Here is a 12,458-nt window from a genome sequence, read left to right as displayed (position 1 = left end):
GCTTGGGGGATTGGGAACGGTGTTGCGAACGGCCCGGACGTTTATGGGGACTTTTTGGAAAAACTCCCCATACCCCCAAAAACTTTTGAAAATTTTAAGAAAAATATATGTCAACTCTGAAAATTCTGGTGGCGCGGTCTACATAAGCTGCCTTGTTTGCAAGGAGTGGATGCAATGAGCGACAGTCAAAATCCTGTTTGGTTCATTACCGGCTGTTCGACCGGCTTTGGCCGCGAGCTGGCCTTGCGGGTGCTGCAGCGTGGCTGGAACGTGGTGGTGAGTGCGCGCAATGCCGCGCAGATTGCCGATATTGTCGAAAACCAACCAAATGCGTTGGCGGTGAGGCTGGATGTCACCGATCAGGGGCAGATCGACGCGGCGGTGGCGGCGGCGGTGGAAAAATTCGGGCGGATCGATGTGCTGGTGAATAATGCCGGCTATGGCTACCAGACCTCCGCCGAGGAAGGCGAGGAGCATGAGATCCGCGCCATGTTCGATGCCAATGTGTTCGGGCTGTTCGCGCTCACCCGCGCGGTGCTGCCGGTGATGCGCTTGCAGAAAAGCGGGCATATTCTCAACATCACTTCGGTCGCCGGGCTGATCGGCTATCCGGCTTCGGCTTATTATTCGGCGTCCAAACATGCGGTGGAAGGATTCTCGGACTCGCTGCGGGTGGAGACGGCGGCGCTCGGCATTCAGGTGACTTGCGTGGAGCCGGGGCCGTTCCGGACGGATTGGGCCGGGCGCTCGCTGAAGCAGACCCCGAACAGGATCGCCGATTACGCCGACACCGCCGGGGCGCGGCTGGATGCGACCAAGGCGCGCAGCGGTAACCAGGCGGGGGATCCCGTGCGGGCGAGCGACATCATGATCGAGCTGACGCAGCGTGCCAAGGCGCCGCGCCATATCGTGCTTGGTGCCTTTGGTTATGACGCGGTGACAAAGAGGCTGGAAGAGCGTCTGGCCGAGATCAGCAGCCAGAAAGAGGCATCCTACAGCGCCGATTATCCGACCGGCTGAGCGATTTTCAAAAGATCGTAGGTGTGGCGGGCAATCATCAACTCCTCGTCGGTGGGGATGATGCGCACCTCGATCGTACTATCCGGAGCGCTGATGGCGGGCTCGTTCGCGTCATTGGCCTCCGGAGAAAGTTTCAGCCCCAGCCAGGAGAGATGCGCGCAGATGGCGGCGCGGATGGGGGCGGCATGCTCGCCGATGCCGGCGGTGAAGATCAGCCCGTCCAGCCCGCCAAGTGCCGCCACCAGCCCGGCCGCCTGCTTCGCCGCCTGGTAGGCGAAGACATCCAGCGCCAGTTTCGCGGCGGGGGAGCCGTCGGCCAGGAGCAGCCGAACATCGCCGGAGATGCCGGAGAGGCCGAGCAGGCCTGATTTTTTGTAGAGCAGATCGGTGAGGGCGGCAGCGTTCATGTTGTGGGACTGCATGAGATAAAGCAGCACCCCGGCATCGATGGCGCCGGTGCGCGTGCCCATCACCAGACCATCGAGCGCGGTAAAGCCCATGGTGGAATCGATGGATTTTCCGTTTTTCACCGCGCACATCGAGGCGCCATTGCCAAGATGCGCGATGATGACGCGGCTTTTCACCAGATGCGGGGCCTGGGCAGGAAGCCGGGAGACGATATATTCGTAAGAGAGGCCATGAAACCCGTAGCGGCGCACGCCCTCTTGATGCAGCGCTTCCGGCAGCGCGAAGCGTGCCGCGACATCCGGCATGGTGTGATGGAAGGAGGTATCGAAACAGCCGATCTGTTTCAGCTCCGGGCGGAGATTGAACAGAGCCTGCACCCCGGCGCAATTATGCGGCTCGTGCAGCGGGGCGAGCTGGCTGAGTTTGGCGATTTCGGCCAGATGCGAAGGATCGAGCAGCAGCGGTTGGGTGAAGCTGGCCCCGCCATGCACGATGCGATGGCCGGCGGCGATGAGCTTGTCATCGCCGAGATGGGCTTCCACCCAGTTCAGAACCTCGTTGAGAAGCTCTTCATGATCCAGCGGCGCGTGGTCCGGCCAGCGCCGCTCGAACGCCACGGCGCCGCCGGCCTTGATGCGCAGATGCGGGGCGGCGCCAATATTCTCGGCCTCGCCCTCGGCGATGCGGGTGAGGCCGTCGCGCAGCTCGAACAGAGCGAATTTGATGCTGGAGGAGCCGGCATTGATGGTGAGGATCGCGTCAGCCATGTTGGCCCGCCAGCATCACCGCGATGGCGCAGGAGGCGAGGCGGGCGCGCTCCGTATCCGCCCGGCTGGTGAGGATGATCGGCACGCTGGCGCCCAGAACGATCCCCGCCGCATCCGCATTGGCGAGAAAGCTCAGCTGTTTGGCGAGCATGTTGCCGGATTCGATATCCGGCACCAGCAGAATATCCGCCTGGCCGGCGACGGGGGAAGTGATGTGTTTCTGCGCGGCGGCCTCGGCGCTGATCGCATTGTCGAAGGCCAAGGGACCGTCGATAATGGCGCCTTTGATCTGGCCGCGTTCGGCCATCTTGCAAAGCGCGGCGGCGTCCAATGTCGCCTGCATATGCGGGTTGATGGTTTCCACCGCGGCCAGGATCGCGGCGCGCGGTTCCGCAATGCCCAGAGCCTTCGCCAGAGAGATGGCGTTTTGCAGAATGTCGCGCTTTTCCTCCAGATTTGGGCAGAGATTGATCGCGGCATCGGTGATCAGCAGCGGTTTCGGGTAGGCGGGGACATCCATGACATAGACATGGCTGAGCCGGCCGCCATTGCGCAGGCCGGTCTCGGGTTTCATCACCTCGTGCAGAAGTTCATCCGTATGCAGAGCGCCTTTCATCAGCGCGCCGGCCTCGCCGGATTTCGCCAGGGCGACGGCGCGGCTGGCGGCCTGCGCGCTGCTTGCCGCCTCCTCGATGCGGAAGGCTGAAATATCGATGTTATATTGCGCGGCTTTGGCGTGGATGAGGGCGGCCGGGCCGACCAGGATGGGGGTGATGAGGCCGCGCGAAGCGGCTTCTGCGGTGGCCTGCAGCGAGGTTTCATCGCAGGGCCAGGCGATGGCGGTGGCGAGCTTCTCGCCGGATGTGGCCTTGGCCAGCAGCGTGCGCAAAAATTCATGCCGCAGCAGCCGCACTTCCGGCAAGGCGATGGCGGGGCGGCTGACTTTTTCCGTCGGCGCCTGCACAATGGCGGTGCCGCTCAGTACCTCCTTGCCCTCCTGGTTGCGGCAATGGCAATCCAGAATGACGCGGTGTTTTTCCGGTTGCAGCTCGGTGATCGTCAGTGTCGCGGTGATGGTGTCGCCAGGGGCGACGGGGGCGCGGAATTTCAGCTCCTGGCCGAGATAGATGGTGCCGGGGCCGGGGAGTTTGGTGCCGAGCACGGCGGAGATCAACCCGGCGGTGAGCACGCCCTGGGCGATGATATGGTGGAACAGGTCGGACGCGGCATAATCCTTGTCCAGATGCGCCGGGTTCACATCGCCGGAGATGACGGAGAAGAGGGCGATATCGTCCATCGTTATGGTGCGGGTGAGGCTGGCGTGATCGCCCAGCGCCAGCTCGGCGAAGATGCGGTTTTCCAGCTGCTCTGTCTGCATATCCATGGTGATATCCTTCAGCGTTGGAAAATATAGGTGCCGGGGGCGCGCTCTTTCGCCGGGTAAGCGGCGTTGCCCAGTTGCGGCGGATTGGTGGGAGGGCCGGAGCGTGCGGCGAGCCAGCCGGCCCAGTCCGGCCACCAGGAACCTTCCTGGCAATAAGCGTGGCTTTGCCATTCATCCGGCGGCACGTAGAGATCCCCAGCTTTGCGCTCCAGCTTGCAGAAATGCCGGTGCGGGTGGCCGGGCTCGCTCACCACCCCGGCATTATGGCCGCCGGAGGTGAGCACGAAGGTGAAATCATTGCCGTTGAGCTGCTGGAGCTTATAGACCGAGCGCCAGGGCGCGATATGGTCGGTCTCGGTGCCGATGACGAAGAACGGCGCCTTGATGTCGGCCAGCGAGATCTTGCGCCCGCCGGCCTCGAAGCGGCCTTCGGCAAGGTCGTTATTCAGGAAGAGCTTGCGCAGATATTCCGAATGCATGCGGTAGGGCATGCGGGTGGCGTCCATGTTCCAGGACATCAGATCATTCGGATGGTCCTGCTCGCCGAGATAATAGCGGCGGATCATCTGCGACCAGACGAGATCGTTGGCGCGCAGCATCTGGAAGGCGCCGGCCATTTGCGGGGCGTCCAGATAGCCTTGCGCCCACATCGCATCATCCAGGAAGTGCAGCTGGGATTCGTTGATGAAAAGCTGCAGCTCGCCGGCTTCGGTGAAATCCGTCTGGGCGGCGAGCAGCGTGAGGGAGGCGAGGCGCTCATCGCCGTCGCGCGCCATGGCGGCGGCGGTGATGGAGAGCAGCGTGCCGCCGAGGCAATAGCCGGCGGCATGGATTTTTTCGCCGTTGCAGATGGCGGAGACGGCGTCGATGGCGGCCATCGTGCCCAGGCGGCGGTAATCATCCAGCGACACATCGCGCATCGCGGCGTCCGGGTTGCGCCAGGAGATGCAGAACACGGTGAAGCCCTGGGAGAGCAGATATTTCACCATCGAATTCTGCGGCGAGAGATCGAGGATGTAATATTTCATGATCCAGGCGGGGACGATGAGGATCGGTTCCGGGCGGACGGTTTCGGTCTCCGGGGCGTATTGGATCAGCTCCAGCAATTCATTGCGCAGCACCACCCGGCCGGGGGTGAGCGCGACCTCGCGGCCGGGGCGCATCGGTAGCGGCTGGGCCTTGCTGGTGCCGGCGGCGCGCAGATCCTTGATCAGGTTTTTCGCCCCCTGGCGCAGGCTCTCGCCATGGCTTTCCTGGGCGCGCTTGAGCACTTCCGGGTTGGTGAGGGGAAAGTTGGAAGGGGCCAGCACGTCCAGCATCTGGCGGGCGGCGAAATTGACGATGCGTTCATTCTCGTGGCTGACGCCGTCGATATTGGTGGTGGCCGCCTCCCAGAAGCGCGCGGTGCGCAGGAAGGCCTGGGTGGCGAAGGCGGCCGGGCCCTGGGCCCAGCCGGGGTCGCGGAAGCGGTGATCCTGCGGCTCGGGCGTGACTGGATCGTAGGACAGGCCCAGCGCCTGGCGGGTGAGGGCCTGGGCGTCGTTCGCGGCCTGGCGGGCGAGCTGCAGCTGCCGGCCGGGCTGGTCGGCCAGATGCAGCGCCCAATCCGCCCAGGCCAGGGTCAAGGCGGCGAGGGAGAGGCCGCCGGTGAGCCGCGCCTGGGCGGCGTGCAAGGCGCGGTCGAGATCCGCCGGGGGGTGGGGTGGTTCGGACATGAGAGGCTTCCTAATTCCCGATGAGATGTTCGCCGCCATCGATGGGCAGGATGAGGCCGGTGAGCATGCGCGCCGCATCCGAGACCAGGAAGGCGGCGAGCGCCCCGCAATCCTCGATGCTGGCAAGCCGCCGTTCCGGTGAAATGCGGGCGGCATTGTCCAGCAGCGCGGAGAACTCGGCGATGCCGCTGGCGGCGCGGGTGGCGATGGGGCCCGGCGAGATGGCATTGACCCGGATGGCCTTGCCTCCCAGCTCAGCGGCGGCGTAGCGCACCGCGCTCTCCAGCGCCGCCTTCACCGGGCCCATCAGCCCGTAATGCGGAATGACGCGCTCGGCGCCCTGATAGGTGACGGCGAGCAGCGTGCCGCCTTGCGGCATCAAGGGCTCGGCCAGCCTGGCGGCGCGCAGGAAGGAGTGGCAGGAAATATCCATCGCCTGGGCGAAGCCGGCGGCGGAGCTGTCCACCACGCGGCCGTGCAGATCCTGCGCCGGGGCGAAGGCGATGGAGTGCAGCAGAAAATCCAGCCCGCCCCATTTGGCCTTCACCGCGTCGAACACCGCTTCCAGCGCGCCTTGGGCCTGCACATCGCAGGGCAGCAGCAGATCGCAGGGCAGGGTGGTGGTCACGGCCTCGACGAAGGGCTTGGCCTTGTCGTTCAGATAAGTGGCGGCCAGCACCGCGCCCTCGTTTGCGAAGGCCTGGGCGCAGCCTGTGGCGATGCTGTGCCGGTTGGCGATGCCAAGAATGAGCCCGCGCTTTCCGGCAAGCCGTCCCGGAGCGGCGGGGGGCGTCATGGGGCGGAGACGTCCGGCCGGTGCGCGGCCTTGCTGGGGCGCTCGGCCCGGGCCTGGGGGCCGTCCTCGGCATCGCGCGCGGCCTTGATATCCAGCCAGGCGGAAAGCAGCGTGGCATTGGCGCGCATGATGGTCTGCCCATAGGCGATCTGCGCCTGGGTGAGGCTTTGCATGCGCTCGGCCATGTCCGCGAACATGGCGCCGCCATAAGGGAGTTTCGCGGCGGCGAGAAGCTCCTTGGAGATGCCGAGAACGTTGAACGGATCGCTCTGGGTCTTGTCCGACATAACACAGTCTCCTGGGTCAGGATCAATGCCCGAAATCAGCCATCTTTCGTGGTCTGGCGCATTGACCTTTATCAAGCCCCGGGCGTGACGGTTTTGAGTCACGCGGGACGGAAAGGAAAAACCGCACAAGGTCAGGGCATTAACGGCGGATAAATATCCGAGCCGGAAATATACATTCTGTTTACAAAATTCGGGTCTGGTGGCGGCATGAGCAGATTTCTTTCCAGGGGCCGGCAAACCATGCGCAACCTGCTAGGGAAACGGCGCTTCATGCGCTGGATGCACGATCTCATGGCCCTGCCGGAGGATGATCCGGCCCTGGCGGCAACGCAGCTCGCGGCGCTGTCGCAGCGCTTGCCTACGCTTTATCTGGTATCGATCTTCAATCTGAGCAGCCTGGCGATCACGCATATGGAAGTGGCGCCGCCGCTGCTAGGGTGGATGATCCCGTTGCTGCTGCTGGTGATCGCGACGATCCGGCTGACGCTGTGGCTGTATCGTCGCGCCCGCCCGAGCGCGCGGGTGGATGCGGTGCGCAAGCTGCGCGCGGCGCGGCGCAGCGGGGTGGTGCTGGGGAGCTGTGCCGGGGGCTGGGCGCTGCTGCTGCTGCCTTATGGCGATGTCTATCAGCGTTTTCAGGTGGAGATCGCGGTCGCATTATTTTTGCTCACTTGCTTCATCTGCCTGATCAGCCTGCGCAGCGCGGCGATCCTGCTGGGGTTGATTGTCGGTTTGCCCAGTGCGCTGGTCTTTCTTTCGGCGCCGCAAGCGCCGGTGCGGTTGAGCGGCGCCGGGGCGGTTCTGGTGCTGTTCGTCACCCTTCAGATGCTGCTGTGCAACGCCAAGGATTTCGTCGCCCTCAGCCATTCGGAGCGGGAATTGCAACGCCGCCAGCGCGAGACGCAGCGTCTTTCGGACGAGAATTCGCGTCTGGCCTATCTGGACTCGCTCACCGGCCTGCCCAACCGGCGGCGGTTTTTCGCCGAGCTGGAGCAGGCGCTGACGGATGCCGCGCAAGCCGGACGATGCCTCGCGGTGGCGCTGATGGATCTGGACCGGTTCAAGGGCGTCAATGACATGTATGGCCATGCGGCCGGGGACAGGTTGCTGGCACAGGTCGGCGCGCGGCTACGGCGTCTGGTGGGGGAGGGGGTGTTCATCGCCAGGCTGGGTGGGGATGAGTTCGGGGTGATTTTGCGCGATTGTCAGGGCGACGCGGCGGTGCGGCAATTCGCCAACGATGTGCGGCATGTGCTGGAAGGGCCGTGCATCGTCGGGGACCGGCTGGCGACGATTTCCAGCTCGCTGGGGGTGGCGATCTATCCCGATGCCGGCGCCACCGCCGAGGAATTGTTCGAGCGCGCAGATTACGCGCTGTATCACGGCAAACAGACGCAGAAAGGCGGGATGGTGCTGTTCTCCCAGGAACATGAAACGCGCATCCGCGCCGAGGCGCGGCTGGAGCAGGCCTTTCGCCATTCGGATATGGAATCGGAATTATGGGTGGCGTTCCAGCCGATTGTGGATGTCGCGCAGCGCAAGGTGGTGGCGTTCGAGGCTCTGGCGCGCTGGCAAAGCCCGGAGCTGGGGCTGGTGAGCCCGGGCCTGTTCGTGCCATTGGCCGAACGCTCCCAGCTGGTTTGCCCGATGACGGCGGTGCTGTTGCAAAAAGCCCTGGCGGCAGCGAAGGAATGGCCGGACCATGTCAGTCTGAACTTCAATCTTTCGCCGTATAATTTCACCTCGCCGGAGACGATGAGCAGGCTCCGTACGCTGGTGGCGGGGAGCGGGCTGGCGCCGTCGCGGATCGAGTTCGAGGTGACGGAATCCGCCTTGCTGGAAGATTTCGAGCATGCGCAATCCTGTTTGCGGGAATTGCGGGCGCTGGGGGCGCGGATTGCGCTGGATGATTTTGGCACCGGCTTTTCCAGCCTCAGCCATGTCAGCCGGCTGCAGCTGGATAAAATCAAGATCGACCGCAGCTTCGTCGTCGATGTGCATGCGAGTGCCGTTTCGGCCAATATTGTCAAAACGATCATTTCGCTTTGCGACAATCTGCGGCTGGATTGCGTGGTGGAAGGGGTGGAGACGCTGGAGCAGCTGCACACCATCGCAGCTTTGGGCGGCCATTTCATTCAAGGCTTTCTGATTTCACGGCCGGTGCCGGCGGAGGCGGTGGCGGGGCTGATCGAGGGGTTTGAAGCCGCCGCCCCGCATGCGGCCTGACGCGGCAAGGCGGAGGCAGTCTAGAGCAATATGTGTTTAGGTTGACGCGCCAGCGTCAAAATAAACACATGAAATTGCTCGCTAAAACAAAGCCTAGAGCATCAAGCTAAAAGCTTGATGCTCTAGGCGGCATGAAACAGGTTGCGCGATTGGCCTGAAGCTTCATTCATCGCGCTGGAGCAGCATCCGGTTAAATAGTTTTTTGATCGGATAAAGCTTCTGGCTCAAACAAACAGCAAGAGCGCGTCTTGCGCGCCAAGCCGCAAAAAACCCAGACGCTTGCGGCGCCTGGGTCAGTAAGGGGTTAAGCTTATTGTTGGTGAATTATTCGGCGGCGGCGTGGCTCAGGCGCGGGCCGGGCACGCCGATCGGCAGCACGGTGTGGCCATGCGCCTCGTTGATGATCTCGGCGGCGCCGAGATAGAAGGCCAGGATCGCGGTGATCAGCCCGCCATAGCCGCCCAGCGTGCCCAGGGCGGGGATGCCCAGCAGATCCTTGAAGCCGAGCAGCAGGAAGGTGATGGAAAGGGCCGCGAAGATCAGGAACAAGGTGCGGTTCAGCGCGAAGGTGCCGATCCACATTGCGATTGTGAAGGCGCCCCAGACCAGCAGATACCAGCCGACAGCGACAGCCGGTACGCCCTTGGCGAAGAATTCCACGAACAGCGCGAAGCTCCACCAGAAGGCGCCGTAGGAGCAGAAGGCGACGAAGCCGAAGCTGTTGCCTTTCACCATCTCCATCAGCCCGGCGCAGAATTGCGCGGTACCGCCGAAGGCGATGGCCATGGCCAGCACCAGCGGCACGGCGGTGGCGGGCATGAGGCCGGAATTGATTAGACAGAGAAGCCAGGTGGTCAGGGCAAAGCCGAACAGCCCGAGCGGGGCAGGATTTGCGAGCTTCATATTCTTATTCCTCCAGAAGAGTTGCGCTTTTTGGTCGTCTTTTTGTCATTTTGTTTTGTTGCCGGGCCGTTATTCGGCCTCTGATATGTAGCTTATTGCATATTTTTCATGGTCACGGAAGAACTCTGATGCATCAAGCCTTTAGCTTGACGCGCTCATTTTTGTTTTGGTCAGCAATTCCATGTGTTTATTTTGACGCGGCCGCGTCGGCCTCAACATCTATCGCTCTCGTGCTTGTCTCGTTTTGGAACGTTTTGTTCCGGCCCTCATCCACACCCGATGGGGCGGCCAGCTGAGGCGTCGCCGGGATATGTCGGAGCGCGAAGGCTTTACCCCCACGCGCGACTCAGGTTTTGGCCAGCAATATGGGTTTAGAGGGCATAATTGAAACCAGGCCGCTCTGCTCCTCAGATGACCGGGTTCTGGACCCCGTCCATCGGCAGCACCGCGCCATTGACGTAGCTGGAGAGCGGCGAGGCGAGGAACAGTGCCGCATTGGCGATCTCTTCCGGCTTGGCCATCCGCCCGGCGCGGATTTTCGCCACCGTCTCGGTCAAAGCCTCGTCCATGGAGATGTTGCGGCTGCGGGCGGTGGCTTGCAGCCCTTCCTGCACGCGGCCGGTCTCGGTGAGGCCGGGATTGATGCCGTTGATGCGTACGCCGGAGGTGGCGTAGGCGGCGGCGAGGCCGGCCGTGGCCAGCATCAAGGCCGCATTCGCCGCGCCGCCGGCGATATGCTCGGGCGCGGCCACCTTGCCGCCGACGCCGATGATGTTGACGATGGCCCCATGCCCGCGCGCGGCCATGCGCTTGATCGCGGGGTCGACCAGATTGATGGTGGAGAAATATTTCGCGTCCATCGCCGCGCGGTAGGCATCGGGGGTGAGGTCCGGCGGCGGGTTGCGCCGCGCCGCGCCGGCGCTGTTCACCAGCACCTCCAGCGGCCCCAAAGCCGCCTCGGTCTTGTCCAGCAGCGCCAGTGCCGCCTGCGCCTCCGAGAGATTGGCGGCGAAGCCGACGGCGCCCGGAAGTGCTGCCAACGCGGCGTCGATATTGGCCTGATCGCGCGAGGCGATGGCCACCCTTGCCCCTTGCGCCAGGAAGGCCTTGGCGCAGGCCAGGCCGATCCCTTTGGAGCCGCCGGTGACGAGAACAGCCTTGCCGGCCAGCCCGAGATCGATCACGCCGCGACCTCGGCCGGCAGCAGGATGTGCTGCAGGGCCGCCACCAGATCATCCATCATCGCATCCGTATGTTTCGGGCCGGGGGTGAAGCGCAGACGCTCCGTGCCGCGGGCGACGGTGGGGTAGTTGATCGGCGTGGCATACATGCCGAATTCCCGGATCAGCCGCATGGAGACTTCGGTGGCCTTGGCGGCGTCGCCGATCATCAGCGGCACGATATGGGAATTGCTCTCCATCACCGGCAGGCCGGCCGTCTTGAACTTGGCCTTCAGCGTCTCCGCGCGGTCGAACAGCCGGGCCCGGCGTTCATGGTCCTCCTTCAGGATGCGGATGGAGGTCAGCGCCGCGGCGACGGTCGGCGGCGGCAAAGCGGTGGTGAAGATGAAGCCGGCCGCGACCGAGCGGATATAGTCCAGCACCTTGAAATCGCCGGTGATATAGCCGCCATGGCAGCCATAGCCCTTGGCCAGCGTACCCTCGATGATGGTGATGCGGTTCGCCACCCCATCGCGCTCGGAAACGCCGCCGCCATGTTCGCCGTACATGCCCACGGCATGCACCTCGTCCAGATAGGTGAGGGCGTTATATTTATCCGCGAGATCGCAGATTTCCGTCATGGGGGCGATGTCGCCATCCATGGAATAGACGCTCTCGAAGACGATCAGCTTCGGCGCCTCCGCCGGGGCGGCAGCGAGCAGGCGCTCCAGATCCTCAAGATCGTTATGCTTGAACACATGCACCGTGGCGGTCTTGCCGCCCTTGATGCCGACGATCATGGAATTATGGTTCTGCGCGTCCGAGAACACATGCCAGTCCGGCAGGGAATTCAGGATCGCGGTCAGCGTCGCCTGGTTGGAGACATAGCCGGAGGTGAAGAGTAGCGCGGCATCCTTGCCGTGCAGATCGGCCAGCTCCTCCTCAAGCGCCACATGGAGCGGCGAGGAGCCGGCGATGTTGCGCGTGCCCCCGGCGCCGGCGCCGTAGCGCTGGGCGGCGGCGGATGCGGCCTCGATCACCCGCGGATCGGTGCCCATGGCGAGGTAGTCATTGGTCGACCAGACCAGAATATCCCGCGTCTGGCCTTCCATGGTGACGGAATAATAGGGGAAGCGGTCGGCCAGCTTCTCCAGCGCCACGAAACGGCGATAGCGCCCCTGAGCCGAGATGTCGGCCAGCGCTTCGTCGCATTTGGTAAGAAATTTATGCATCTCGACCCGCGTTCGTGAAAAATCCTGGGCGAAAAAAGCGCCCCCGCGCCGCCCAAGTCAATGACGCAAATCAACCGGGCAGCTTTGTGCGGCGCACAAGCTTGCCCGGTTTACAGCGCCGCTAAACGCGCCCGGCGACGTAGGTGCGCAAACTGTCCACCTCATGCTGGCTCTGGTCGATGCGGGCCTTCACCACGTCGCCGATCGAGACCAGCCCGGTGAGGCGGCCATTTTCCAGGATCGGCAGGTGGCGGAAATGGCCGTTGGTCATCATCTCCATCGCCTGCTCGACGGTGGTTTCCGGCGTGCCGGTGGTGATCTTGCGGGTCATCAACGCGCCGGCGGTCATGGAGAGCGTGCCGGCGGCGCGGGTGGCCAGGGTGCGGACCACGTCGCGCTCGCTGAGAATGCCGATCAGCTCGCCATTTTCCACCACCAGCACGGCGCCGATGACTTTCTCCGCCAGGATGCTGACGACACCGCTGACCGGCAGATCCGCCGGAACCGAAACGAAACCGGGGGGCTTGTTCTTCAAGATCGCGCTTACGAGCATTTTATTC

General features: G+C 63.6%; 11 protein-coding genes. 2 read left to right on the top strand and 9 right to left on the bottom strand.

The window, feature by feature from the left end; translation table 11 throughout:
* Positions 1-174 precede the first annotated feature (174 nt).
* Positions 175-1,020 carry an oxidoreductase gene (locus ACZ46S_RS12460; RefSeq protein ID WP_464061975.1) on the top strand — a complete coding sequence of 282 codons (846 nt, stop codon included), beginning with the start codon at positions 175-177 and terminating at the stop codon, positions 1,018-1,020.
* On the opposite strand, the gene ACZ46S_RS12455 is transcribed toward ACZ46S_RS12460, so the two are convergent.
* The 5 genes from ACZ46S_RS12455 to ACZ46S_RS12435 are packed head-to-tail and all read right to left on the bottom strand — an operon-like array spanning position 1,005 to position 6,377.
* On the bottom strand, positions 1,005-2,195 hold the full coding sequence (locus ACZ46S_RS12455; protein WP_464061974.1) for an acetate/propionate family kinase: 1,191 nt from the start codon (positions 2,193-2,195) through the stop codon (positions 1,005-1,007). The two genes, ACZ46S_RS12460 and ACZ46S_RS12455, sit on opposite strands and share 16 nt — an antisense overlap.
* Positions 2,188-3,579, bottom strand: coding sequence for a bifunctional enoyl-CoA hydratase/phosphate acetyltransferase (locus ACZ46S_RS12450; RefSeq protein WP_295742071.1), 1,392 nt, complete (start codon positions 3,577-3,579; stop codon positions 2,188-2,190). Before ACZ46S_RS12450 ends, ACZ46S_RS12455 begins: the two co-directional genes overlap by 8 nt.
* Before the next feature lie 11 nt (positions 3,580-3,590).
* Positions 3,591-5,294, bottom strand: a complete 1,704-nt coding sequence (locus ACZ46S_RS12445) for a PHA/PHB synthase family protein (protein WP_464061973.1) — start codon at positions 5,292-5,294, stop codon at positions 3,591-3,593.
* Positions 5,295-5,304: 10 nt separating this feature from the next.
* Positions 5,305-6,090: an enoyl-ACP reductase FabI gene (fabI, locus tag ACZ46S_RS12440; RefSeq protein WP_464061972.1), complete on the bottom strand. Its 786-nt coding sequence runs from the start codon at positions 6,088-6,090 to the stop codon at positions 5,305-5,307.
* The gene (locus ACZ46S_RS12435; protein WP_464061971.1) at positions 6,087-6,377 is read right to left on the bottom strand and encodes a hypothetical protein; all 291 of its coding nucleotides are present in this window, start codon (positions 6,375-6,377) and stop codon (positions 6,087-6,089) included. Before ACZ46S_RS12435 ends, fabI begins: the two co-directional genes overlap by 4 nt.
* Positions 6,378-6,617: 240 nt before the next feature.
* Between ACZ46S_RS12435 and ACZ46S_RS12430 the strand changes: the two genes are divergently transcribed.
* Positions 6,618-8,603: a putative bifunctional diguanylate cyclase/phosphodiesterase gene (locus ACZ46S_RS12430; RefSeq protein WP_464061970.1), complete on the top strand. Its 1,986-nt coding sequence runs from the start codon at positions 6,618-6,620 to the stop codon at positions 8,601-8,603.
* Between the two features lie 324 nt (positions 8,604-8,927).
* On the opposite strand, the gene ACZ46S_RS12425 is transcribed toward ACZ46S_RS12430, so the two are convergent.
* From ACZ46S_RS12425 to ACZ46S_RS12410, 4 genes are all read right to left on the bottom strand, one after another.
* Entirely contained in the window at positions 8,928-9,506 is a 579-nt protein-coding gene (locus tag ACZ46S_RS12425) for an acetate uptake transporter (RefSeq protein ID WP_464061969.1), read from the bottom strand.
* 407 nt (positions 9,507-9,913) lie between these two features.
* Positions 9,914-10,690, bottom strand: coding sequence for an SDR family oxidoreductase (locus tag ACZ46S_RS12420; protein WP_464061968.1), 777 nt, complete (start codon positions 10,688-10,690; stop codon positions 9,914-9,916).
* On the bottom strand, positions 10,687-11,898 hold the full coding sequence (gene hemA / locus ACZ46S_RS12415) for a 5-aminolevulinate synthase (protein WP_464061967.1): 1,212 nt from the start codon (positions 11,896-11,898) through the stop codon (positions 10,687-10,689). The genes ACZ46S_RS12420 and hemA overlap by 4 nt, the downstream gene beginning before the upstream one ends.
* 121 nt (positions 11,899-12,019) lie before the next feature.
* Positions 12,020-12,451: a CBS domain-containing protein gene (locus ACZ46S_RS12410; protein ID WP_008494785.1), complete on the bottom strand. Its 432-nt coding sequence runs from the start codon at positions 12,449-12,451 to the stop codon at positions 12,020-12,022.
* Between the last annotated feature and the right edge of the window lie 7 nt (positions 12,452-12,458).

The sequence above is a fragment of the Acidocella aluminiidurans genome (assembly GCF_055383125.1).
The sequence above is the reverse complement of the archived record's forward strand: the minus strand, read 5'-3'. Positions and strand labels throughout refer to the sequence as shown.

Excerpts from the sequence above, each read along its gene's own strand:
- ACZ46S_RS12445 (WP_464061973.1), bottom strand. The coding sequence starts at position 5,294 with ATGTCCGAACCACCCCACCCCCCGGCGGATCTCGACCGCGCCTTGCAC.
- ACZ46S_RS12450 (WP_295742071.1), bottom strand. The coding sequence starts at position 3,579 with ATGGATATGCAGACAGAGCAGCTGGAAAACCGCATCTTCGCCGAGCTG.
- ACZ46S_RS12435 (WP_464061971.1), bottom strand. The coding sequence starts at position 6,377 with ATGTCGGACAAGACCCAGAGCGATCCGTTCAACGTTCTCGGCATCTCC.
- ACZ46S_RS12430 (WP_464061970.1), top strand. The coding sequence starts at position 6,618 with ATGCGCAACCTGCTAGGGAAACGGCGCTTCATGCGCTGGATGCACGAT.
- hemA (WP_464061967.1), bottom strand. The coding sequence starts at position 11,898 with ATGCATAAATTTCTTACCAAATGCGACGAAGCGCTGGCCGACATCTCG.
- ACZ46S_RS12460 (WP_464061975.1), top strand. The coding sequence starts at position 175 with ATGAGCGACAGTCAAAATCCTGTTTGGTTCATTACCGGCTGTTCGACC.
- ACZ46S_RS12455 (WP_464061974.1), bottom strand. The coding sequence starts at position 2,195 with ATGGCTGACGCGATCCTCACCATCAATGCCGGCTCCTCCAGCATCAAA.
- ACZ46S_RS12410 (WP_008494785.1), bottom strand. The coding sequence starts at position 12,451 with ATGCTCGTAAGCGCGATCTTGAAGAACAAGCCCCCCGGTTTCGTTTCG.
- fabI (WP_464061972.1), bottom strand. The coding sequence starts at position 6,090 with ATGACGCCCCCCGCCGCTCCGGGACGGCTTGCCGGAAAGCGCGGGCTC.
- ACZ46S_RS12425 (WP_464061969.1), bottom strand. The coding sequence starts at position 9,506 with ATGAAGCTCGCAAATCCTGCCCCGCTCGGGCTGTTCGGCTTTGCCCTG.